The sequence below is a fragment of the Streptomyces colonosanans genome, from assembly GCF_001866645.1.
In the GTDB taxonomy this organism is placed as follows: domain Bacteria; phylum Actinomycetota; class Actinomycetes; order Streptomycetales; family Streptomycetaceae; genus Streptomyces; species Streptomyces colonosanans.
Genome location: NZ_MLYP01000041.1, coordinates 1 through 21,481 on the forward strand (window position 1 = coordinate 1; position 21,481 = coordinate 21,481).

Annotated in this window: 19 protein-coding genes and 2 pseudogenes; 13 read left to right on the forward strand and 8 right to left on the reverse strand. The window is 70.7% G+C overall.

Annotated elements, in window-relative coordinates; all coding sequences use genetic code 11:
- Positions 1–61: 61 nt before the first annotated feature.
- Positions 62–1,495, forward strand: a complete 1,434-nt coding sequence (locus BIV24_RS15845) for an APC family permease (protein WP_079168290.1) — start codon at positions 62–64, stop codon at positions 1,493–1,495.
- 77 nt (positions 1,496–1,572) lie between these two features.
- On the opposite strand, the gene msrB is transcribed toward BIV24_RS15845, so the two are convergent.
- From msrB to BIV24_RS15865, 4 genes are all read right to left on the reverse strand, one after another.
- On the reverse strand, positions 1,573–1,980 hold the full coding sequence (msrB, locus tag BIV24_RS15850; RefSeq protein WP_071366954.1) for a peptide-methionine (R)-S-oxide reductase MsrB: 408 nt from the start codon (positions 1,978–1,980) through the stop codon (positions 1,573–1,575).
- A 13-nt stretch (positions 1,981–1,993) separates the two neighbouring features.
- Positions 1,994–3,379 (reverse strand): UDP-N-acetylmuramate--L-alanine ligase, encoded by a 1,386-nt coding sequence (murC, locus tag BIV24_RS15855; protein WP_071366955.1) that lies wholly within the window; start codon positions 3,377–3,379, stop codon positions 1,994–1,996.
- 90 nt (positions 3,380–3,469) lie between these two features.
- The gene (locus BIV24_RS15860; protein WP_177198732.1) at positions 3,470–3,943 is read right to left on the reverse strand and encodes an indole-3-glycerol phosphate synthase; all 474 of its coding nucleotides are present in this window, start codon (positions 3,941–3,943) and stop codon (positions 3,470–3,472) included.
- Positions 3,944–4,034: 91 nt separating this feature from the next.
- Positions 4,035–4,859 (reverse strand): pyrimidine reductase family protein, encoded by an 825-nt coding sequence (locus BIV24_RS15865; RefSeq protein WP_079168291.1) that lies wholly within the window; start codon positions 4,857–4,859, stop codon positions 4,035–4,037.
- A gap of 82 nt (positions 4,860–4,941) precedes the next feature.
- Here BIV24_RS15865 and zapE point away from each other — a divergent pair, with 82 nt between their 5' ends.
- The 5 genes from zapE to BIV24_RS15890 all read left to right on the forward strand — a co-directional run bounded on the left by zapE (position 4,942) and on the right by BIV24_RS15890 (position 10,543).
- Entirely contained in the window at positions 4,942–5,991 is a 1,050-nt protein-coding gene (zapE, locus tag BIV24_RS15870; RefSeq protein ID WP_107459491.1) for a cell division protein ZapE, read from the forward strand.
- A gap of 218 nt (positions 5,992–6,209) precedes the next feature.
- On the forward strand, positions 6,210–7,157 hold the full coding sequence (locus BIV24_RS15875; RefSeq protein WP_071366958.1) for a slipin family protein: 948 nt from the start codon (positions 6,210–6,212) through the stop codon (positions 7,155–7,157).
- A gap of 173 nt (positions 7,158–7,330) precedes the next feature.
- Complete coding sequence (locus BIV24_RS15880) at positions 7,331–8,170, forward strand: polysaccharide deacetylase family protein (RefSeq protein ID WP_071366959.1); 840 nt, start codon at positions 7,331–7,333, stop codon at positions 8,168–8,170.
- A 56-nt stretch (positions 8,171–8,226) separates the two neighbouring features.
- Positions 8,227–8,973, forward strand: a complete 747-nt coding sequence (locus BIV24_RS15885; RefSeq protein ID WP_071366960.1) for a peptidyl-tRNA hydrolase — start codon at positions 8,227–8,229, stop codon at positions 8,971–8,973.
- 313 nt (positions 8,974–9,286) lie between these two features.
- Entirely contained in the window at positions 9,287–10,543 is a 1,257-nt protein-coding gene (locus tag BIV24_RS15890; RefSeq protein WP_245766832.1) for an MbnB/TglH/ChrH family RiPP precursor modification enzyme, read from the forward strand.
- A gap of 381 nt (positions 10,544–10,924) precedes the next feature.
- Here BIV24_RS15890 and hemQ read toward each other — a convergent pair whose 3' ends face one another.
- Positions 10,925–11,656: a hydrogen peroxide-dependent heme synthase gene (gene hemQ, locus BIV24_RS15895; protein WP_071366962.1), complete on the reverse strand. Its 732-nt coding sequence runs from the start codon at positions 11,654–11,656 to the stop codon at positions 10,925–10,927.
- Between the two features lie 4 nt (positions 11,657–11,660).
- Positions 11,661–13,118 (reverse strand): protoporphyrinogen oxidase, encoded by a 1,458-nt coding sequence (hemG, locus tag BIV24_RS15900; RefSeq protein WP_071366963.1) that lies wholly within the window; start codon positions 13,116–13,118, stop codon positions 11,661–11,663.
- Positions 13,119–13,322: 204 nt separating this feature from the next.
- Between hemG and BIV24_RS15905 the strand changes: the two genes are divergently transcribed.
- Positions 13,323–14,261 (forward strand): DUF4349 domain-containing protein, encoded by a 939-nt coding sequence (locus tag BIV24_RS15905; protein WP_071366964.1) that lies wholly within the window; start codon positions 13,323–13,325, stop codon positions 14,259–14,261.
- 157 nt (positions 14,262–14,418) lie between these two features.
- A complete protein-coding gene (locus BIV24_RS15910) occupies positions 14,419–15,237 on the forward strand; it encodes a rhomboid family intramembrane serine protease (RefSeq protein WP_071366965.1) in 819 nt (272 codons plus the stop codon).
- A gap of 69 nt (positions 15,238–15,306) precedes the next feature.
- On the opposite strand, the gene BIV24_RS34435 is transcribed toward BIV24_RS15910, so the two are convergent.
- Positions 15,307–15,723: a helix-turn-helix domain-containing protein gene (locus BIV24_RS34435; protein ID WP_071366966.1), complete on the reverse strand. Its 417-nt coding sequence runs from the start codon at positions 15,721–15,723 to the stop codon at positions 15,307–15,309.
- A gap of 68 nt (positions 15,724–15,791) precedes the next feature.
- On the opposite strand from BIV24_RS34435, the pseudogene BIV24_RS15920 reads away from it, so the two are divergent.
- The 5 genes and pseudogenes from BIV24_RS15920 to BIV24_RS35420 form a co-directional block, all read left to right on the forward strand.
- Positions 15,792–16,398, forward strand: a pseudogene (locus tag BIV24_RS15920) (response regulator transcription factor).
- 319 nt (positions 16,399–16,717) lie between these two features.
- On the forward strand, positions 16,718–17,299 hold the full coding sequence (locus tag BIV24_RS15925) for a PadR family transcriptional regulator (RefSeq protein ID WP_071366967.1): 582 nt from the start codon (positions 16,718–16,720) through the stop codon (positions 17,297–17,299).
- Positions 17,300–17,516: 217 nt separating this feature from the next.
- Complete coding sequence (locus BIV24_RS15930; protein ID WP_071366968.1) at positions 17,517–18,497, forward strand: ATP-binding cassette domain-containing protein; 981 nt, start codon at positions 17,517–17,519, stop codon at positions 18,495–18,497.
- A complete protein-coding gene (locus tag BIV24_RS15935) occupies positions 18,494–19,348 on the forward strand; it encodes an ABC transporter permease (RefSeq protein ID WP_071366969.1) in 855 nt (284 codons plus the stop codon). Before BIV24_RS15930 ends, BIV24_RS15935 begins: the two co-directional genes overlap by 4 nt.
- 536 nt (positions 19,349–19,884) lie before the next feature.
- Positions 19,885–20,112 (forward strand): annotated as a pseudogene (locus tag BIV24_RS35420) (rhomboid family intramembrane serine protease); the annotation flags it as partial.
- 43 nt (positions 20,113–20,155) lie between these two features.
- On the opposite strand, the gene hemE reads toward BIV24_RS35420, so the two are convergent.
- On the reverse strand, positions 20,156–21,223 hold the full coding sequence (gene hemE, locus BIV24_RS15940) for a uroporphyrinogen decarboxylase (protein ID WP_071366970.1): 1,068 nt from the start codon (positions 21,221–21,223) through the stop codon (positions 20,156–20,158).
- Positions 21,224–21,481: the final 258 nt, after the last annotated feature.

The following is a 21,481-nucleotide window of genomic DNA, read 5'->3' on the forward strand; positions in this document are numbered from 1 at the left end:
CGCCTTCCCGCTCATCCCTCCCGCTCTGCCCCCGCTCTCCGCCCGAAGTAAGGGGACACCCATGTCCGAGCAGCCTGCCCTTGCCCGAAAGATGCGCTGGTACGACGGGTTCGCCATGTCGCTGACCATGCCGGCCGCACTCATCGCATCGCTGGGGGCCTCTATCGGGGGGCTCGGCGCGTGGGGCGCAATCACCCTGTGGGCGGTGTCGATGGTGCTGGCCACCGCCACCAACTGGATCTATACCGAGCTGGCAGCGATGTTCCCCGAGTCCTCGGGCGGTATCGCGCACTACGCCACCGAGGGCTGGCGCAGCCGGGCCCCCCTGGTCGGAGCCGTGGCCGGTATCGGCTACTGGCTCCCCTGGACCACCGCCCTGTCGGTGTACGCGGGGATCATCGGCTCCCTGGTGCAGGCGCAGTGGTTCCCCGACCAGACCTGGACGCTCGACCTGGGCGTGGCGGAGCTGAGTCTGCCGATCGTGCTGGGGCTCGTCGTCATGGGGCTGCTGTACGCGGCGGCGATGTACGGCCTGCATGCGGCGATGTGGGTGGTCTATGTGACCGGCGGGGTGCTGCTGGTTCCACTCGCGGTCTTCCTCGTGGGGCCGTTCCTGTCCGGTGACTGGAGCACGGCCGGACTGCACTGGAACCTGCACGGCATGAGCGGGCTCCGCGAAGCCCTGGTGTGGCTGTACATCATGGCCTGGACCTCCTTCGGCGTGGAGGTGTGCGCGACCTTCGCCCCCGAGTACAAGGAGACCGTGCGGGACACCTCCCGGGCACTGCGCGCGGGTGTGCTGTTCTGCCTGGGCGTCTTCATCCTGCTGCCGCTGGCGCTCTCGGGCTATGTCGGGGAGAAGAAGATCGGCGAGGACCCGACTGCGTTCTACGTCGGCGCCTTCCAGGACCTGGTCGGCGGGGCCGCCGACCTGATGATCGTGTTCCTCATCGCCTCGCTGCTGCTCATCATGATCACCGGGCTGGCCGACGGCTCGCGGGTGCTGTACGACATGGGCCGACAGGGCGTCACGATCCGTCAGGTCGGCGTGCTCAACCGGCGCGGCGTACCGGCCCGTGCGCTCACCGTCGCGCTGGCGATCAACGTGGTGGTGCTGACGGTGCTCAAGACGCCGCTGGCGATCATCGTCACCGGCAACCTGGGCTACATCCTGACCCACATCCTGGCGATCTCCGGTTTCGCGCTGCTACGCCGGGACCGCCCCGACCTGGCACGCCCGATCCGGCTCCCGGACTTCTTCGTGCCGCTGGCCTGGTTCCTCACCGCACTGCTCGCCGTCATCCTGGCCGTCGGCGCCACCGGCTTCGCCATCACGGGCTACGGCGGCTACAAGGAACTGGCCATCGCTCTCGGCATCCTGGCCGCGGCGGTCGTGCTGTGGGAGTACCGCCGCCGCGTCCAGGACCGCGACGCTCCGGCACCTGCCGACGAATCCGTGACCCATGACGAGACGAAGGAAGCCCCGGGCGCCTGAGCGGCCCGTCACCCGGACCGGCCGACGCCCGCGAAACCAACGGCCGATTATGGCCCCCCGCCCGTTGACCGGCACGGTCAGCTCTCCTCGGGGATCAGGCGCAATGAGATCGAGTTGATGCAGTACCGCTGATCCGTCGGCGTCGGATACCCCTCACCCTCGAAGACGTGCCCCAGATGCGACCCGCAGCGGGCGCACCGCACCTCCGTACGGATCATCCCGTGCGAGCGGTCCTGCAGCAGCTCCACCGCATCGCTGCCCTTCGGGTCATAGAAGCTCGGCCAGCCGCAGTGCGACTCGAACTTCGTGTCCGAGGTGAAGAGTTCGGCGCCGCAGGCGCGACAGGAGTAGACGCCCCTGGTCTTGGTGTTCGTGTACTCACCAATGAAGGCGGGCTCCGTGCCGGCCTGGCGCAGGACCGTGTACTCCGCCGGGCTCAGCTCCGCACGCCACTGCTCTTCCGGCTTCTCGACGTCGTACGACATGAGTGTCAGCCCCTTACTTCGACAGTCGCTCCAGGATCCGCGGGCCCAGGTCCGTGACGTCCCCCGCGCCCATGGTGAGAACCAGATCCCCCGGCTTCGCCATTCCCGCCACGGCCTCGGGGACGCCCGCCTTGTCGTGCACCGGCTGCACCTCGGCGCCCGCCGCCCGTGCCGACGCGATGATCAGCTCGCTCGTCACGCCCGGGATCGGGTCCTCACGGGCCGGGTAGATGTCCAGGACGACGGACTCGTCCGCCAGGGCGAGCGCCTCGCCCATCTCCTTGCCCAGCTCCTGCGTGCGGGAGAAGAGGTGGGGCTGGAAGACCACCAGGACGCGGCCCTCGGTACCCGCCCGCATCGCCTCCAGGTCCGCGGTCATCTCCGTGGGGTGGTGCGCATAGGAGTCGACGACCTGCACGCCGGCCGCCTCGCCCTTGAGCTGGAGGCGGCGCTTGACACCCGTGTACGCCGCCAGGGCCGGGGCCAGCTCCGCCGCAGGGACACCGAGGGCCACGCCCGCCGCCAGCGCCGCCACGGCGTTGTGCGCGTAGTGGCTGCCGGGGACGGAGACCGCGAAAGTCAGCTCCGCGCCGTCCAGGACCACCGTCACCTCGCTCTTCAGGCCGTGCGGGGTGATCGAGAGGATGCGTACGTCGGCGTCCTGCGACTCGCCGTACGTCACCGTCCGCACCGCACCGTCCAGCCGCCGCGTCAGCTCGCGCGCGCCCTCGTGGTCCGCCGAGATCACCAGCGTGCCACCGGGGACGATCCGGTCCGCGAAGGTCCGGAAGGAGTCGTAGATGTCCTCCATGGACCCGTAGTTCGCGTGGTGGTCCAGTTCGACGTTGAGGACGATCGCGACCTCGGGCGCGTACTTGTGGAAGCTGCGGTCGCTTTCGTCGGCCTCGGCGACGAAGATCTCGCCCTCGCCGTGCTGGGCGTTCGAGCCCGGGGCGTCCAGGTCGCCGCCGATCGCGTACGAGGGAGTCAGGCCCAGCTCGGCCAGGGACACCGCGAGCATCGACGTCGTGGTCGTCTTGCCGTGGGTGCCGGCGACCGCGATCGGGCGCAGGCCGTCCATCAGGCGGGCCAGCGCGTCCGAGCGGTGGACCACGGGGATGCCGAGCTCCGCCGCACGCGCCAGCTCCGGGTTGTCCGCGCGGATCGCGGAGGAGACGACCACACAGGTGGCGTCGTCGGCGAGGTGCTCGGCCGCGTGTCCGATGTGCACCGTCGCACCCAGCGCGCGCAGGGCCTCGGCGGTCGGCGAGTCCTTCGCGTCGCTGCCGGCCACCTTGGCGCCCCGCTGCGCGAGGATCTTCGCGATGCCCGACATTCCGGCGCCGCCGATGCCGATGAAGTGCGGTCGGTCCATGGCGGTGGGGAGGCCGGGTGCCATGCGTGTCTCCTGGGGGCTGGTACGGCGTGCGTTCAGCGGCCCAGCCTATGCCGTGGCGCCCCGGGTGACGTACACCGCCCGGCCACCGCCTCAGGCCTTGCTGTGCGAGAACAGCTTCAGCACCGGCACGCCCACCTTGTGCCGGGCCCGCGAGGCCCAGTCACGGTGGAAGAACTCCTCCACGTAGTGCGGGTCGGTCAGCACGATCACCTCGTCCGCGCCGGTCGCGCCGACCAACTCCTTGAGCGCGTCCAGCGGATGGTCCTCGACGAGGCGGCCCTCCGCCTCGCTGCCCGCCGTGTGCAGCGCGGACAGCGACACTTCCAGGGCCTGCTGCCCCAGGGCCGCGGCATCCTTGCCCTCCGGGGTCTCCCGTTCGTGCGCCGCCTCGTCCAGTTCGCCGAGGGCGATGTCGTCGATGGCCCGCAGCAGGCGGTCCGCCTGGTCGCCGCGGGGCTGCAGCAGGACATGGAAGGAGACCGGCTCCTCGCCGTGCAACGTGGTGACGAACTCCACGTCGGCGGACGTGAGGGCCTTCTCGATCATCAATACGCTCTTGAACACGACAGGTGCCCCTTCGCCTTCGAGGACCCCGCGGGACCTCGTTCCTCCATGGGCCGTCGAGGCCCTGCGGAAACCATCCTGCCCCGTGATCTCACGTCCGGCAGTACCGGCCGAACAGGAATCCGTCCTCCTCCAGCAACGACGCGAGGGCGAACCGCCTGGGCACCGCCACCGGGGGTCCCGAGGCGATCCGCTGCGCGTCACCCGCCGCGAGCATCGGGGAGACGGTCAGGCACATCTCGTCCAGCACCCCGGCCGCGACCAGCTGGCCCAGCAGGCGCGGGCCGCCCTCCGTCAGCAACCGGGTCATACCGAGGTCCGCGAGGGCGCGTACGGCGCGGGCCGGGTCCACGCTCGCGCCGTCCCCGGCGACCACCACTCGGGCGCCCGCCTTCTCGGCCCGTGCCACCCGGTCCGGGGGTGCCGCGGCTCCGGTCAGGACGAGGGTCGGCACCAGGGGCGAGGTGAACAGCGGCAGCGAGAAGTCCAGGTCGAGGCCCGCGCTCACCACGGCGATCGCGGGCGCGGGGCCCTGTCCGGCCGCCTTGCGCCGTGCCGCGAAAGCCTCACGCGCGCGGGCCGGACCGTACTCCTCCTGCCGAACCGTTTCGGCACCCACCACCACGGCGTCCGCGAGTCCCCGCAGCGTGCCGAAGATTCGCATGTCGGCGGCGCAGGAGAGCGGCTGGGAGCGTCCCTCGTGCTGGGCGGCGCCGTCGAGCGAGGAGACCATGTTGGCGCGCAGCCAGGGCTCCGGGGTACCGGGAGGGGGCTCGGGGTAGGCGTAGGCCGCGGCCAGTTCCGCCAGCGTCCACTCACGATCGACGCCATCGCCGCCCGGGACCTGCCCACTCTCCGGGGCCGCACCGGGCGGCCGGGTCACTGTCAGGTCGGTCACAGGGAACAGGCGTCGCATGTCGTGCAGTGTGACACGGCCTTTAGAGTGGTGGACCGTGTCGTCCTCCCCAGCCGTCTCCGCGATCGATCCGATAGCCGAAATGGCCCCGCTGTCCCTGTGCGCCCGCGAGCCCCACGTCCCCGCCGACCGGCTCGTCGCCGAGATGGTGCCGCCGCCGCGCTTCGACTCGGTCCGGTTCGCCACGTACATCCCGGACCCAAACCAGCCCAGCCAGAGCGAGGCCGTGCGGGTGCTCGAAGGCTTCGCCGCGGGGCTGGGCGGCGCCTCCGCCCCCGCCAGGCGCTCGTTCTTCGGGTTCGGGAAGGCGAAGGCCAAGGCCCCGGCCGGCCCCCGTGGCGTCTACCTCGACGGCGGCTACGGCGTCGGCAAGACCCACCTGCTCGCCTCCCTGTGGCACGCGACCCCGGCCGAGCCCGAGCTCAAGGCATTCGGCACCTTCGTGGAGCTGACGAACCTGGTCGGTGCCCTGGGCTTCCAGCAGACGGTCCGAACGCTCTCCGGACACCGCTTGCTGTGCATCGACGAGTTCGAACTCGACGACCCCGGCGACACCGTCCTCGTCTCCACCCTGCTCGGCAAGCTCGTCGAGGCGGGCGTCGCACTCGCGGCCACCTCCAACACCCTCCCGGGCAAGCTCGGCGAGGGCCGGTTCGCCGCCGCGGACTTCCTGCGTGAAATCCAGGGCCTGTCCGCCCACTTCCGCCCGCTGCGCATCGACGGCGAGGACTACCGCCACCGTGGTCTGCCCGAGGCGCCGGCCCCCTTCAGCGACGAGCAGGTGAAGAAGGCGGCCCACGCCACCGAGGGTGCCTCCCTCGACGACTTCCCGCACCTGCTGGAGCACCTCGCGCGCGTCCACCCCAGCCGGTACGGCGCCCTGACCGACGGCGTCAGGGCGGTCTGCCTCACAGACGTCCAGCCGGTACCGGACCAGTCGACGGCTCTGCGGCTCGTCGTGCTCGCGGACCGGCTCTACGACCGCGAGGTGCCGGTACTCGCCTCCGGGCTGCCGTTCGACCAGCTGTTCAGCGAGGAGATGCTGAAGGGTGGCTATCGCAAGAAGTACTTCCGTGCGATCTCCCGCCTCACCGCCCTCGCCCGTGACGCCAAGGGCCTCGTGGAGCAGTAGGCACAGCGCGGCCGGGACGGAACCGGTACGGGTGACGCCCGGCCGCCGACCGCGCAGAGCGAGCCCCTCGGCCCCACGATGCTCCATGGGCCCGCCGGTACGGCACCAGCGGGCCCTCGTTCGACTGACCCCGCCGAACGGCTGCCCTCGCCTCGCGCCTCCCGGGGAATTATCGTGGCAAAGTCAGAGATATCGGGCCTCTCGATGAGGGGGTCGTCATGCTGCAGGAGCTGGTGGGAGCGCTGGTCGCGGGCGGCGCCGGCGGACTCGTGTATGCGGCCGCGGCGGCACGGGTCGTCAAGCAGTACGAGCGCGGGGTGGTCTTCCGCCTCGGACGACTCCTCGACACGCCCCGGCAGCCGGGCTTCACCATGGTGATCCCCCTCGTCGACCGGCTGTACAAGGTCAACATGCAGATCGTCACGCTGCCGATCCCCGCACAGGAGGGCATCACACGGGACAACGTGACCGTGCGGGTGGACGCCGTCGTCTACTTCAAGGTGATCGACGCGGCGAACGCGCTCGTCCAGGTCGAGGACTACCGGTTCGCGGTCTCGCAGATGGCTCAGACCTCACTGCGCTCGATCATCGGCAAGAGCGATCTGGACGATCTGCTGTCCAACCGGGAGAAGCTCAACCAGGGCCTGGAGCTGATGATCGACAGCCCGGCCGTGGGCTGGGGCGTGCAGATCGACCGGGTCGAGATCAAGGACGTGTCGCTGCCGGACGCGATGAAGCGATCCATGGCCCGCCAGGCCGAGGCGGACCGGGAGCGCCGGGCGCGCATCATCAACGCGGACGCGGAACTGCAGGCGTCGAAGAAGCTGGCGGAGGCCGCCGGGGTGATGGCCGAGCAGCCGGCCGCGCTCCAGCTGCGGCTGCTGCAGACCGTGGTGGCGGTCGCGGCCGAGAAGAACTCCACGCTCGTCCTGCCGTTCCCGGTGGAGCTGCTGCGGTTCCTGGAGCGGGCGGCTCAGCAGCAGGAGACACACCCGCCGTCGGCCGAAGGCGCACCGGCGCCCCGAGACACAGCGGCACCTCCGCGCGAGACCGTCCCCGAGCTGCCGGACGACGCCGAGCCCGCGCTTTCGCCCGAGCCGGCTGCCGAGAAGGTGACCGCACCGCCTCGGGACGCCACCACCGCGTCCGTCACCCCTGAGAACTGAGCCACCGACGACCACCGCACCGTCCGGGCACACGCCGAGGCGGCGAGAGGTGCGGGGACGCCGAAGGCGGCAGCAAGGATCGCGGCGGCAGCCGGGCGGGTGACTTCACGGCCCATACCGCTCGGTACATGCATCAGGTGGACTTTCCAGGCCATGCCCCCCATTACGTTCGTATGGTGATCTCTCTTTTGCGATCTATCGCCCCCACCTGCCTCCTCGTCACCGCGCTCACCTCCTGCCAAGCCCCCGATACCCCGCGGCCCGTCTGGCCCGCGACGACCCCACCGACGGTGGCGTCTACGCCGCCCGTGCTCGTACCGGGACCGGGCGGACCGATGCCCGTCTTCAGACACGCGACCACACAGGAGAAGATCGTCGCCCTCACCTTCGACGCGGACATGACCGCGGATCAGGGGCCACGGGCGGCGGCCGGGGCACGCTTCGACAACCCCCGGCTGCTGGACGCGCTGCGCACGCTGAAGGTGCCGGCGACCGTGTTCATGACGGGCCGGTGGGCCGACGAGTATCCCCGGCAGGCCCGGGCGATCGGACGGGACCCGCTCTTCGAGGTGGCCAACCACTCCTACAGTCACTACGCCTTCACCCACGGCTGCTACGGGCTGCGCGCGCTGCCCGCGGACCGGATGCGCTCGGACGTGGAACGCGCCTACGCCGCGATCCGCAAGGCGGGCGTGGCCCATCCGATGCCGTATTTCCGCTTCCCCGGCGGCTGCTTCGACAACCGGGCCCTGCAAACGGTCGGCTCGCTCGGTCTCACCGCGGTCCAGTGGGATGTGGCGAGCGGCGATGTGTTCGCCACGGACGCGGACACGGTCGTGCGGCAGGTGCTGGACGGAGTGCGGCCCGGTTCCGTGGTCGTCATGCACTGCACGCGCAGTGCGGCACCGCTGACCGAACGGGCGGTCCGGTCGGTCGTGCCCGAACTACGCAAGCGGGGCTATCGCTTCGTCAAGGTCTCCACGCTGATCAGGGCGTCGGCCGGACGGCCGTGACCGACCACTGCTCTCCCCCGCGATGACCCGATCTTCCGCCTGGCAGACTGGACGTCGTGAGCAGCGACCAGACCCCCACCGCGTCGGCGGGCTCCCCGCAGGGCAGCCAGGACAGTACCTCCCGTTCCGAGCGCACCGCACCCGACGAGGCGCCGCAGTTCGTGCTGCCGCTCGTCGTGCGCATCGAGCGAGCCGCCCCTCCGGCGCGCACCGACGCCCTGGAGACCGCGGCGCGCGCGGTGCTCGCGATCCTGAGCGACGAGCGCTCGCTGGGCGAAGGGGAATGGGCTCAGGCGATTCGGGACTGGCAGGACACACGGATCCGCAAGGTGGTGCGCCGGGCGCGCGGCGCGGAGTGGCGTCGGGCCGAGGCACTGCCGGGGATCACGGTCATGGGCAAGTCGGCGGAGGTCAGGGTCTTTCCGCCCGTCCCGCTGGACAGCTGGCCCAAGGACCTGGCCCGGCTGCAGGTCTCGGGCACGGACCTCGACGACCCGGAGCCGCCCATGGAGGCGGACCCGGCGACCCCCGTGCTGTGGTTGAACCCCGGCCTGGAGATGTCGGCGGGCAAGGCGATGGCCCAGGCGGGCCACGGTGCCCAGCTCGCCCGGTGGGCCCTGCCGGACGAGGAGCGCGCATCCTGGCGCGACGCGGGCTTCACCCTCGCCGTCCGCACCGCCGATCCGCCCCACTGGCGTGAACTGACCGCGTCCGGCCTGCCGTTGGTGCGGGACGCGGGCTACACGGAGATCGCCCCCGGCAGCTGCACCGTGGTGGCGGACCATCCGGCGCTGCGGGACTGACCGCTCGTCCGTCCCCCCGGGCGAGCCGGGCGCCATCCGCACCGGCCGAGGAGATCACGAGGCCTGATTTCGGAGGGCGACTCCGGAACCCTCACGTCCCGTGTGCGGCAGCGGTCACGCACTGCACACACATCCCTGTCCTGGCTGACGGAACCTCAATTGTTGCTCTGAACGTCCCCGGGGAGGGGTTCGATCCCGGGAGCCGGGGCCATGACTTCGTCACACCGGCGGCAGTCCGTCGAAGGAGGGGGCGAGGGTGCGACTGGGAACGGGCATCGGGTGGCGGCCGGAGATCGCCGACGCCGTGGAGCGTATGCCGGGCATCGACTGGGTCGAGACCGTGGCCGAGAACGTGTGCCCAGGGCACCTCGCCGAGTCGCTGCTGCGGCTGCGTGAGCGCGGCGTCACCGTCGTCCCGCACGGCGTCTCCCTCGGCCTCGGCGGCGCGGACCGGCCCGCCGAGACGCGTCTGGCCGCCCTCGCCGAGTGCGCTCAGGCGCTGGGTTCGCCGCTGGTCACCGAGCACATCGCGTTCGTACGGGCGGGCGGGCCGCTGACCGCTTCGCCGCTGCTGGAGGCCGGTCATCTGCTCCCGGTCCCGCGCACCCGGGACGCGCTCGACGTCCTGTGCGAGAACATACGCATCGCGCAGGACGCGCTGCCCGTCCCACTCGCCGTGGAGAACATCGCGGCACTGATCTCCTGGCCCGACGAGGAGATGACCGAAGGGCAGTTCCTGTACGAGCTGGCCGACCGCACCGGCGTACGACTGCTGATCGATGTCGCGAACCTCCACACCAACCACGTCAACCGGGGCGAGGACCCGGCCCGGGCACTGGACGAACTTCCCGTCGAGGCCCTCGCGTACGTCCACGTCGCGGGCGGCTTCGAGCGCGACGGCGTCTGGCACGACAGCCACGCCCACCCGGTGCCGCAGCCGGTCCTCGACATCCTGGCCGACCTCGCGTCCCGGACGGCCCCGCCCGGCACCCTGCTGGAACGCGACGAGAACTTCCCCGAACCAGCCGAATTGGAGCGGGAGTTGACGGCCATTCGGGAAACGGTGGAAAAGGCGGTGGTCAGGGCCTGCAACCGGCCCGCGAACCCGCGGCCGACGAGCGGGACGAGGCGAGGTTCCACCGACACCGCCCCGGCCCGTCAGCGGCTCGCGCTCGCGCAGGCCGCGCTGCTCTCCTCCCTCGTCTCCGGCACCCCCGCGCCCGAGAGGTTCGACCGAGTGCGGCTCGGCGTGCAGGCGCGCGCCCTCGCCGCCAAGCGGGCGAGCGTCGTGGCGAAGGTCGCGCCCGAGCTGCCCGAGATCCTCGGGGACGCGTACCGGCCCGCCTTCCTCGCGTACGCCCTCGGCCACCCCATGACCGGCGGCTACCGGCGTGACGCCCTCGACTTCGCCGGGCAGTTGCTGCTCACCGGGCGGCTGGCGGACGCCGGCACGCGGCGCCGGCTGCGCGAATGGTGGCAGGAGCGTTCGGGGCCGACCCCGCCGTCCCGGCACCCCGCGGCCCGGCTGGCCCGGGCCACGCGCCGGGTCCTCCTACGGCAGTTGGCCTGAAGATCTCTCCCGCCTGACGGCGGGAGATTCCGGCCTGCCTTGCGGTGGTCGGTGTAGACAGCCCGGTAACACGCCAACCCGCGCCCGAAGCGCACCAGCGTGCGGTGCCGCACCTCACCGACTCCCCCGCCCCGCCAGGCCCCACGGGCAACCCCGGCACTCCGGTACCGGTGACCCCGTCGCCGGCCTGTCCGCTCCCGCCGGCCACCTGCAGCCCGGCCCCGGGCCGCATCCGGTAGGAGAACACCCCGGAACAGGCAACGACCCCGCGCGGGGCGGGGTCGTTGATGAGCGGGTAGGCGATGCCTTGCCGCGGCTTGTGCCGCGCCTTCCGGGGCACCGAGAAGGCCTGGCCTCGGCCGCCGCGAGGCATCGCTCCGGTCAGGCGAGCCCGGCGACGAGCTCCGCGACCGGCTTGCGGCGCCCGGTGAAGAACGGCACCTCCTCGCGGACGTGCATCCGGGCCTCGGAGCCACGCAGATGACGCATGAGGTCGACGATGCGGTACAGCTCGTCGGCCTCGAAGGCCAGCATCCACTCGTAGTCGCCGAGGGCGAACGAGGCGACCGTGTTGGCCCGCACGTCCGGGAAGCCACGGGCCATCTTGCCGTGGTCCGCGAGCATACGGCGGCGGTCCTCGTCGGGCAGCAGGTACCAGTCGTACGAACGCACGAACGGGTAGACGCACATGTAGTTCCGCGGCGTCTCGTCGGCGAGGAAGGCCGGGATGTGCGAGCGGTTGAACTCGGCGGGGCGGTGCAGCGCCATGTTCGACCAGACCGGCTCCATGGCGCGGCCCAGCTTCGTGCGGCGGAAGAGGTTGTACGCCTCCTGCAGCTGGTCGCTGTTCTCGGCGTGCCACCAGATCATGAGGTCGGCCTCGGCGCGCAGGCCCGAGACGTCGTACGTACCGCGGATGGTCACGCCTTTCGCGGTGAGCTGGTCGAACAGCTCCTGGACCTCGTCGGCGTAGCCCGCGCGGTCCTCGGGCAGCGCGTCCTTCAGCTTGAAGACCGACCACAGCGTGTAGCGGATGACCTCGTTGAGGTCCTTGGCCAGCTTGCCCTTGTTCGGGATCCTGCCGGACTCGGTGGTGGGAGCGTCGTCACTCATGTTCCTATTCTCCCGCTCCGCCGTGGAGGCTCTGCACCGGGTTCGCAGTGAGTTCCTGCACACCGCGCAGGTCACCGCCGAGCTGGTCCACGGCCGCGTACGCACTCGCGATGCACGCCGGGATGCCGACGCCGTCGTAGGCCGCACCGCACACCGCCAGTCCCGCAAGCGCCGCGACATGTTCGCGGATGCGGGCCACGCGCGCGTAGTGGCCGACGGGGTACTGGGGCAGGCCGTCGGTCCAGCGGGTGACGCGGGTCTCGACCGGAGCGGCATCCAGGCCGGTCGCCTCGCGCAGGTCGTGCCGGGAGACGGCCACGAGGTCGGAGTCCTCACGCCTCAGGATCTCGGTCTCGCCGTACCGGCCGACGGACGTCCTCAGCACGACCAGGTCCGGGTCCTCGTCGGCAAGCCAGCCCCACTTCTGCGAGGCGAAGGTCGACGCCTTGATCGTGTGCCCGTCGACCGGCGGCACCAGGAAGCCGCTGCCTTCGGGAAGGGCGATGTCCGCGCGGCGGTAGACGAGGGTGATGAGGGCCATGGAGGCGTACTCGACGGCACGCAGCTCGTCCGCGGCCCCGGGGGAGGCGGCGCTCAGCAGGCGGGAGGCCTGCTGGGCGGGCACGGCGACAACCACCGCGTCCGCCTCCAGGATGTCGCCGCCGATGAGGACCTTCCATCCCTCGGGAGTGCGGTTCAGTCCGTCCGCCCTGGTCTTCAGGAGAATCTCGCCGCCCCGCGCCATCACGGACTCCGCGACGGCGAGCGGGAGTTGACCGACGCCGCCCTCGATGCCCATGAACACCGGACCCGCCTGCGGCGCCGCTGCGGCCTTCGCCTGGATCTCGCGGACCGCTTCCGTCAGCGAGTCGCGTTCCCTGGCGGCCTGGAAGAGCTGTGGGACGGCCGAGCGCATCGAGATGCGGTACGCGTCGCCCGCGTACACCCCGCCGAGCAGCGGTTCCACCAGGCGGTCCACGACCTCGCAGCCGAGGCGGGCCGCCACGTACTCCCCCACCGCCACATCGTCGCCGACCTCCGTGCGCGGCAGCTCCGCATCGCGCTCGATACGGCGCAGGCCCTCGTCGGACAGGACGCCGGACAGCGCGGACGCGGCGCCGGGGACGCCCATGACGTGCCCCTTGGGCATCGGCCGCAGGGCGCCGCGCGTCCAGATCGAGGCGGTCGCCGTGGCCGGAGGCTGCAGGCGGTCCGCGAGGCCGACCTCGCGGGCGAGCGCCACCGCCTCGGGCCGCCGCGCCAGCATCGACTCGGCACCGAGGTCCACCCGCACGCCCGCGATCTCCCCTGGCAGCAGCTTGCCGCCGACCCGGTCCGACGCCTCCAGGACCGTGACGCGCGCGCCCCGGTCCAGCAGCCGGTGTGCAGCGGCCAGCCCTGCGATCCCGCCTCCGATGACAACGACATGCCCCGCGCCCGCGCGGGCCTGAATTGCGCTCATACCCCCAGCCTCTCAGACCCCCCGGACCCGCCCGCATGGGCCGGGTGTCCCTGCCGGGTTCCGGCCGTGACCCCGTCCCGCATGGGCCGGGTGTCCCTGCCGAGTCCCAACCGTGACCCCATCGCGACCGGATCCGGCCAACGTTCCGGCCGGGCCCGGCGTCGAAGGAGCGTCCGTCATGACAACCCTCGGGGGTATGACCGTATGCACGCTCCACACTCCGCACGGCCGGTCCGGTTGCTGGCCGCGACACTGATCGCCGCCGCGCTCGCGCTCGCGGGCTGCAGCGCCGACTCCAACGAGAAGAGCGCCGGCAGCGCCGCCGACGCCAAGGCCGCCGCACCAGGCGCGCAGCGGCAGGGTGCCGCCGAGAGCTCCCAGGCCGGTGGCGCCAAGAGCCGCACCGGCGCGCCCCGGCTCACCGCGAACGGCATCATCCGTACGGCGTCGCTGACCGTGCAGGTCAAAGACGTGCCCAAGGCACTCGGCGAGGCGCGGGCAACCGCCGAGAACGCGGGCGGGTTCGTCGGCAGCGAGAGCACCAGCCGCGACACCGAGGGCCATGAACGCACCCGGCTCGTCCTGCGCGTGCCCACCGAGAAGTATGACGAGGTGCTCAGCGGGCTGCAGGGCGCGGGCAAGCTCGTCGACCGCACCGCCAAGGCCGAGGACGTCAGCGACCAGATCGTCGACGTGGACAGCCGTATCAAGTCGCAGCGCGCCAGCGTGGCGCGGGTGCGCGAGCTGATGGACAAGGCGACCAAGCTCAGTGACGTGGTCGCCCTGGAAGGGGAATTGAGTTCACGCGAGGCCGATCTGGAGGCTCTGCTGGCCCAGCAGGCGTCCCTGAAGGACCGCACCAGCCTCGCCACCATCACCCTGTCGCTGTCCGAGACGCCGGTGAAGAAGGCGGCGAAGGACGACCGGCCGGGCTTCGTGGACGCGCTCGCGAGCGGCTGGCATGTCTTTGTCACGCTGCTGCGGTGGATCGCCCTGGCGATCGGCGCGGCACTCCCCTTCGCGGGGCTGGCGGGGCTGCTGGTGCTGGTGTGGGTGCGGCTCGTGCGCCCGCGGTTGTCGCCGCGTACGGTCCCGGTGGCCCGTACGGCGCCCGAGAACCCGGGACAGGGCGAGGGGGACTGAAAGGCCTCGCCACCGACGCGTGTTCGCATGAGCACGAGCCGTACGGCCGTTCGCGCCGACGGCTGGTCGTGATCGGTGGCGACGCGGTGGACTCCGCCGCGTCACCACCGCCGGACGGCGGCGTTCACCCACGGCCCATCCCGGGCACTACTTCCCTGTGGTCATCCCCATCCATGACGTGAACCCGACGCGCCGTACGCCCTATGTGACGTACGCGCTGATCGCGGCCAACTTCATCGTCTTCCTGCTCACCCCCGGTATAGCGGGTTCGGTGGCGGGCCAGAGCGACCTCTCCCAGCTCTGTCATCTCCAGGCGTTCCTGGATCAGTACGCGACGGTGCCGCGGGAGTTGATCCACGACCAGTTGCCGCACCTGGTCCCCACCGGCGAGGTGGGCGTCGGCCCGCACGGGGCGGGCTGTGTGCTGGCCCCGCCGGACTACCACAAGTCGCCGCCGCTCTCGGTCTTCACGGCGATGTTCCTGCACGGCAGCTGGCTGCACCTGCTGGGCAACATGCTGTTCCTGCTGATCTTCGGCAACAACATCGAGGACCGGCTGGGCCGCATCCGCTACGCCCTGTTCTACGTCGCCTGCGGGTACGCGGCGACGTACGGCTTCGCCTACCTCAACGCCACGTCGGGCGAGCCGCTGATCGGCGCGTCGGGGGCCATCGCGGGCGTGCTCGGCGCGTATCTGGTGCTCTACCCCAGGGTCAGGGTCTGGATCCTCGTGCCGTTCCTGCTGTTCCTGCCGCTGCGGCTGCCGGCGTGGATCGTGCTCGGCTTCTGGTTCGTGCTGCAGGCGGTCTACTCGTCCGGCGGCGCCGTCTCCGCGGCCGGGACCGTGGCGTACGCGGCCCACGTGGTCGGTTTCGTCATGGGCATGCTGCTCGCCTGGCCTCTCAAGCCGGGCACCTCCCCGCCGCCCGAACCGGGCGGCACCCTCTTCGGAAGGCAGGCACGACGATCCTGGTAGGGCCGCACACCAAACACCAGGCGGCGCGAGGAAAACCTGGATGATTCTGCCTCGCCGACGCTTGCTCCATCACGGCTCGAAGCGAAGGCCACAGGGGCTCACAGCCAAGCCCGACAGGACCCCCGAGCACTCCACTCGGACATGCCACATCACGAGGCGGGGGTTATGAATGCTGACCTGAATCCGCTCAAAGCATTGGCGGTGCCGCTCAATGAGCACGAACAGGGTCACGGACCACCAGCGCTTCTCGGTGGCGTCGAACGTGAGCGGCAGCATCCAGTCCGGTCGGCCCCGCTCGGCATAACGCGCTGTGCAACGGTCCACCGTCACCGGCGTCACTCCGGCGAGTTCGGCGATGCGTCGCTGCCCCTCGGCCGACCACAACACGATCCGAGCACGAAGCGCGACATCGGCCGGAACGCAACGCGAGCCCGTCAACTCCCGCAGATCAGCAACCTGTTCAGAGGAGATCCATACCAGGTCCAACGATCAGTGAAGCGCCAGGTTCCACAATCAGAATCTCAGGGCACCAGGAAACGGTCGAGGTGGGGGACATGATAAGGATTCTCATCGCCGAGGATATGGTGATGCTGCGCAGGGCACTTGTCGAACTCCTGGAGCTGGAAGCGGACGTCGATGTGGTGGCCGAAGTCGACCGCGGTGATGAGATCGTTTCGAAGGCACGCGCACTGCGACCGGACGTGGCCGTAATCGACATCGGCCTTCCCGGTATGGACGGCATCACCGCCGCCGCCGCGCTCGGTACAGAGCCGTACCCGACTGCCGGATCCTCATACTCACGGGGCTCGGCAATCCGAACACCCTGCGCCGGGCGCTGGCCACCCACGTTACGGGATTCCTGCGCAAGGACGCCGACCCCGCTCAACTCGTCTCAGCGATAAGGGCGGTGGCCGCTGGAAGTGGGCCATCGACTCCCAACTGGCCGCCGCGGCACTTGAAGACATGACTCAGCCGCTGGCCCCGCGCGAATCAGAGGTCCTCCGGCTCGCCGCCGCAGGGGAGGATGTCGCGGCCATCGCCCGCCACCTGTTCCTCTCCAGGGGTACGGTGCGGAATTACCTGAGTAGTGCCGTGGTCAAACTGGGCGCCCGTAACCGTATGGACGCGGTGCGCATCGCGCGTGAGGGTGGCTGGATCTGACGGGTGTCGACGAGTCCCGCATCGGACCGGGGCCCGCACTCAGGCCACTGTCGCAGAGTCATGCATCCCCGTGCCGGAGGGCTGCACGAAGGGCCGAAAGAAACGGCGCGATCTCGAGGCGAGCGCCTGACCGACCGTCTCGTTCAGCGGCTCGTCCGCCGGTCCACCGGCGAGAGCCCGGGGTGCGGGCGTGCTCAGCACCCCGGCCTCGCCGTCCCGCGTTCGGGCGGCCTCCGCCGCGCCCCCGACGACTCACTATGCTGACGCCCAAGCGGGCGGCAGGCAGACAAAACGCCGCACCAGACGGAATAGGGTGACGATGTCGGCGACGCAGTTGTTGGTCCTCGGAGTGGTACGCGGCTTCGGCAGGACGCACGGCTATCGGGTGCGGGCCGAGCTGCTGTCCTGGGGGATCGACGACTGGGCCAACGTCAAACCCGGATCGATTTATCACGCTCTGCGGCAGCTGGCGAAGGTCGGCCTGCTGGAGGCCACCGAGATCGAGGACTGGCCGGGGCGGGTGGACTACAGCGTGACCCCCGAGGGGGACGAGCAGTTTTTCCGGCTGCTCGTCGACGCCCTGGAACGGCCCGAGCACCGTGCCGACATGCTCAGCGCCGGCCTCGCCCTGATGCCCGCCCTCTCCCGTGACCGTGCCGTCGCGGCCCTCTCCACGCGCCTTGAGGCCTTGGAGACACAGCGGGCGGCGCTCCGGAAAGAGTCCGCGGCGCCCCATGCCGCGGGCCTGCCGCCCCATCTGGGCGAGCTGTGGACGATGCGCGCGCAGTACTTGGACCTCAGTGTGAAGTGGACCCATGACCTGCTGGAACGGGTGAGGTCGGGGGCGTACGAGATGGCGGGCGAGCACGAACGCAGCTTCGGTACGCCAGGATCCTGGTAGGCCCTGGTCGAGCCGTTGGCGACCTGACCGCCTTCACATGTCGCACTAATCAAACTTGAATAGTGGGTCACTCCTGCCCTAGCTTGGCCTGGTAGTCAAATTTGATTACTGACCTGACTGCCGTTCTTTTCCTGCCCTCCCACCCTCAGGGACCCGCCCCGTGTGTCGGCCATGGCGCGCAGCCCCTCGTGGCGCATCAGGACCAAGGAGCCACAGATTGAGTTCGCAATCCACCCTTGCCATCGAGACATCGGGCCTTGTCAAGGTCTTCGGTGAGACCCGTGCCGTCGATGGCGTCGACCTGGTCATCCCCCAGGGCGTTGTGTACGGCGTGCTGGGGCCCAACGGCGCGGGCAAGACCACGACGATCCGGATGCTGTCCACCTTGCTGACCCCCGACGGCGGAACGGCCCGGGTGCTCGGCCACGATGTGGTCAGGGAGGCCGAGGCGGTGCGCAGCCGCGTCAGTCTCACCGGCCAGTTCGCCTCGGTCGACGAGGACCTCACCGCCGCCGAGAACCTGACTCTGCTCGCCCGGCTGCTGGGCTTCTCCCGCGCACAGGCCGCGGAGCGGGCCGAGGAACTGCTCGCGGCCTTCGACCTCACGACCGCGGCCGGACGGCAGTCCAAGACCTTCTCCGGGGGTATGCGCCGACGGCTCGACATTGCTGCCAGCCTCGTCATCACCCCCGACCTGCTCTTCCTGGACGAGCCGACCACCGGACTCGACCCGCGCAGCCGCAACCAGGTGTGGGACAGCGTGCGGGCCATGGTGGCCCTGGGTACCACGATCCTGCTCACCACGCAGTACCTGGACGAGGCCGACCAGCTGGCCGACCGGATCGCCGTCATCGACCACGGCCGGGTCATCGCGGAGGGCACCACGGGCGAGCTCAAGTCGTCGGTCGGCACCGGCGCCCTGCACGTACGGCTTGTCAAGGCCGAAAGCCGCCCCGCGGCCTCCCAGTTACTCACCCGGATGCTCGCGGCGCCGGTCTTCCTGGAGTCCGACCCGTTCGCGCTCTCCGTGCGGACCGACGACAGCGAGCGGATCGCCCGGGCCTTGGCCGAACTCGCCCGCTCCGAGATCGCCGTCTCGGACTTCGCGTTCGGCCGGCCCAGCCTCGACGAGGTCTTCCTGGCCCTGACCGGGCGCCCCGCGGAAGACACCACCGCCAACCAGGAGGACGCGGCATGACCCTCGCATCCGAGACGACAGCCACCCTGGGCGCGCCGACCGACGCCCTGCGCAAGGCCCTCACCAGTCAGATCCGCCCGTCCCGCCCCAACCCGCTCACCGCCGTACGGGTCTCGGCCTGGCGGACGATGCGGAAGATGAAGCACTACGGCGTGGCCGTGCTGTTCGACGTCACGCTGATGCCCATCATCTTCCTGCTGACCTTCACCTATCTCTTCGGCGGCGCGTTTGCCGGATCGACCAAGGAGTACCTCCAGTACTTTTTACCCGGCGTCCTTGTGCAGACCGTCGTGATGCCCACGGTCTACACCGGTACCGCGCTCAACATGGACATCACCCGGGGCATCTACGACCGCTTCCGGACCATGCCCTTCTGGCAGCCGGCCACCATCGTGGGCAGTCTCCTCGGCGACATCGTCCGCTATGTGCTGGCGCTGACCACGACGATGGGTGTCGGTCTCGCCCTGGGCTTCCGCCCCGACGGCGGAGTGGGTGGCGTGCTGGCCGCAATGCTCCTGCTGCTTGTCTTCGCGGTGAGCGTCAGCTGGATCTTCGCCGCCCTGGGGATGGTCGCCAAGGCGCCCGAGACGGTGTCCGGCTCCAGCATGCTGGTGATGTTCCCCCTGGTCTTCACGAGCAACATCTTCGTGAAGCCCGACACGATGCCGGGCTGGATGGAGACGATCGTCAACGCCAACCCGGTCAGCAACGCCGCCACCGCCGTCCGCGGACTGGTCCACGGCGACGCCAGCGGCTCGGACATCGGCTGGGTTCTGCTGGCCTGTGGAGTCATCACCCTGATCTTCGCCCCGCTGACCATGTACCTGTACCGCGCAAAGAGCCGCAGCTAGCGGCCTGGCCTCTTACGCCGGCCTCGCCCCGACGACGAGGGCGTCAGTGACGGTCACCCTCTACCGCCGCAGAGGCAGCAGGAATTCCACACCTTGAACCCGCCCCAACCACGCCTGACGGCAGAGTCCGTGGAGAGCCCGGTACTCGCAGACGAGTACGCCGGGTTCGGTGAGCGGCAGGGAGAAACGGGCCGGTGGCAACACTGGCACCGCGCTCCGTACCGACTCGACAGGCACCCCCTGAACAGCCACGGCAGCCAGGATCGGTTGTCCTCCCCCGTCGGCCGGCCCTGAGCTGCCGTGGCTTCCCCTTCCGGGACTCCGTGAAGCTGGTCCGTTCCTCCGGGCGGACGGTGGCCGAGGTGGCCCGCGACACCCCAGGTGCGCACGCTCGCAGTGGACGAGGACGAGATTCTCACCGGCCTTCGTGCCGCACCGGGCCGAGGGCGAGTACTCATCCGTCGGGCGCCGAGGGGGAGACTGAGTCCTGGGATGGCGCTCCCGTGCCGGACGACCTCCGCCAGACCCGAATGGTCAGGGTCTGGATCCTCGTGCCGTTCCTTCTGTTCCTGCCGCTGCGGCTGCCGGCGGATCGTGCTCGGCTTCTGGTTCGTGCTGCAGGCGGTCTACTCGTCCGGCGACGCCGTCTCCGCGGCCGGGACCGTGACGTAGTTCATCGTCGGCATGGCCCTGGCCTGGCCGCTGCCCCCGTGCACCCCGCCACCACCCGAACCGCTGTGAGGCAGGCGCGGCCCGGGTGGTGAGCCGTCGGTGGGGAGTGCGGGGTGATGTGCCCGGCGGCGCAGGTCAGCGGGCCGTCTGCGCGTGGACGTACTCCACGAGGCGGGTGAGGGCGTCCGGGTCGGTGGACGGCATGACGCCGTGACCAAGATTGAAGACATGCCCTTCGAGACCGGCGGCCGCGTCGAGCACCTCGCGGGTCTTGGCCTCGACGGCCTCCTGCGGGGCGAAGAGGATCGCCGGGTCGAGATTGCCCTGCAGGGCCTTGCCTGGACCGACCCGGCGGGCCGCCTCGTCGAGCGGGACGCGCCAGTCGACACCGACGACATCCGCGCCCGCCTCGCCCATCAGGCCGAGCAGTTCGCCGGTGCCGACGCCGAAGTGGATGCGGGGGACGCCGTACTCCTCGACGGCCCGGAAGACCTTGGCCGAGGCGGCCAGCACGGAGCGGCGGTAGTCGACGGGGGCGAGGGCGCCGGCCCACGAGTCGAAGAGCTGCACCGCCGAGGCGCCCGCTTCGATCTGGACCTTGAGGAAGGCGGCCGTGATGTCAGCGAGCCGGTCCAGCAGATCGGCCCACAGCTGCGGGTCGCCGTACATGAGCGCCTTGGTGTGCTCGTACGAACGCGACGGGCCGCCCTCGATGAGGTAGCTGGCCAGGGTGAAGGGGGCACCCGCGAAACCGATCAGCGGGGTGGCGCCCAGCTCGGCGGTGAGCAGCCCGATGGCCTCCGTGACATACGAGACGTCCTCGGGGGTCAGGTCGCGCAGCCGGGCCAGGTCGGCGCGGGAGCGGACCGGGTTCTCGACGACCGGGCCGACGCCGGGCTTGATGTCGAGGTCGATACCGACGGCCTTGAGCGGGACGACGATGTCGCTGAAGTAGATGGCCGCGTCCACGCCGTGCCGGCGAACCGGCTGCAGCGTGATCTCCGCGACCAGTTCGGGCCGCATGCAGGACTCGAGCATCGGGATGCCCTCGCGCACCTTGCGGTACTCGGGCAGGGATCGCCCGGCCTGCCGCATGAACCACACCGGGGTGTGCGGCACTGGCTCGCGCCTGCACGCCTTGAGGAAGGCGGAGTCGTACGTGGCTGTCGGCTGGCCCTTTGCGGGGCGCTGGTTCGCACTCACGCCGAAAGTCTCGCACGGCCCGCAGACAGGGCGCTCCGGGGGCAAGCGGCGGGACGGAGGAGCGCCCCGCGAGGTGCGCGGGGAGGTGACACCGACCGGTTCGGCCGCGTGGGCGCGACGAGCCGCCCGGCCCCGCAGCCGCCGTACGACAGCCCCCCGCGGCATCCGCCGACGGCCGCCGTCACCAGGGGCCACAGCCGAAGCCGCACGCCGCCGTTCCCGGCCAAACCGCCGGAGGCAATCCCTGCGAAGGCGCTT

What these genes read in the sequence shown, in the direction of transcription:
- BIV24_RS15845 (WP_079168290.1), top strand. Translation starts at nt 62, where the DNA reads ATGTCCGAGCAGCCTGCCCTTGCCCGAAAGATGCGCTGGTACGACGGG.
- msrB (WP_071366954.1), bottom strand. Translation starts at nt 1,980, where the DNA reads ATGTCGTACGACGTCGAGAAGCCGGAAGAGCAGTGGCGTGCGGAGCTG.
- murC (WP_071366955.1), bottom strand. Translation starts at nt 3,379, where the DNA reads ATGGCACCCGGCCTCCCCACCGCCATGGACCGACCGCACTTCATCGGC.
- BIV24_RS15865 (WP_079168291.1), bottom strand. Translation starts at nt 4,859, where the DNA reads ATGCGACGCCTGTTCCCTGTGACCGACCTGACAGTGACCCGGCCGCCC.
- zapE (WP_107459491.1), top strand. Translation starts at nt 4,942, where the DNA reads ATGGCCCCGCTGTCCCTGTGCGCCCGCGAGCCCCACGTCCCCGCCGAC.
- BIV24_RS15875 (WP_071366958.1), top strand. Translation starts at nt 6,210, where the DNA reads ATGCTGCAGGAGCTGGTGGGAGCGCTGGTCGCGGGCGGCGCCGGCGGA.
- BIV24_RS15880 (WP_071366959.1), top strand. Translation starts at nt 7,331, where the DNA reads ATGGTGATCTCTCTTTTGCGATCTATCGCCCCCACCTGCCTCCTCGTC.
- BIV24_RS15890 (WP_245766832.1), top strand. Translation starts at nt 9,287, where the DNA reads ATGCCGGGCATCGACTGGGTCGAGACCGTGGCCGAGAACGTGTGCCCA.
- hemQ (WP_071366962.1), bottom strand. Translation starts at nt 11,656, where the DNA reads ATGAGTGACGACGCTCCCACCACCGAGTCCGGCAGGATCCCGAACAAG.
- hemG (WP_071366963.1), bottom strand. Translation starts at nt 13,118, where the DNA reads ATGAGCGCAATTCAGGCCCGCGCGGGCGCGGGGCATGTCGTTGTCATC.
- BIV24_RS15905 (WP_071366964.1), top strand. Translation starts at nt 13,323, where the DNA reads ATGCACGCTCCACACTCCGCACGGCCGGTCCGGTTGCTGGCCGCGACA.
- BIV24_RS15925 (WP_071366967.1), top strand. Translation starts at nt 16,718, where the DNA reads ATGTCGGCGACGCAGTTGTTGGTCCTCGGAGTGGTACGCGGCTTCGGC.
- BIV24_RS15935 (WP_071366969.1), top strand. Translation starts at nt 18,494, where the DNA reads ATGACCCTCGCATCCGAGACGACAGCCACCCTGGGCGCGCCGACCGAC.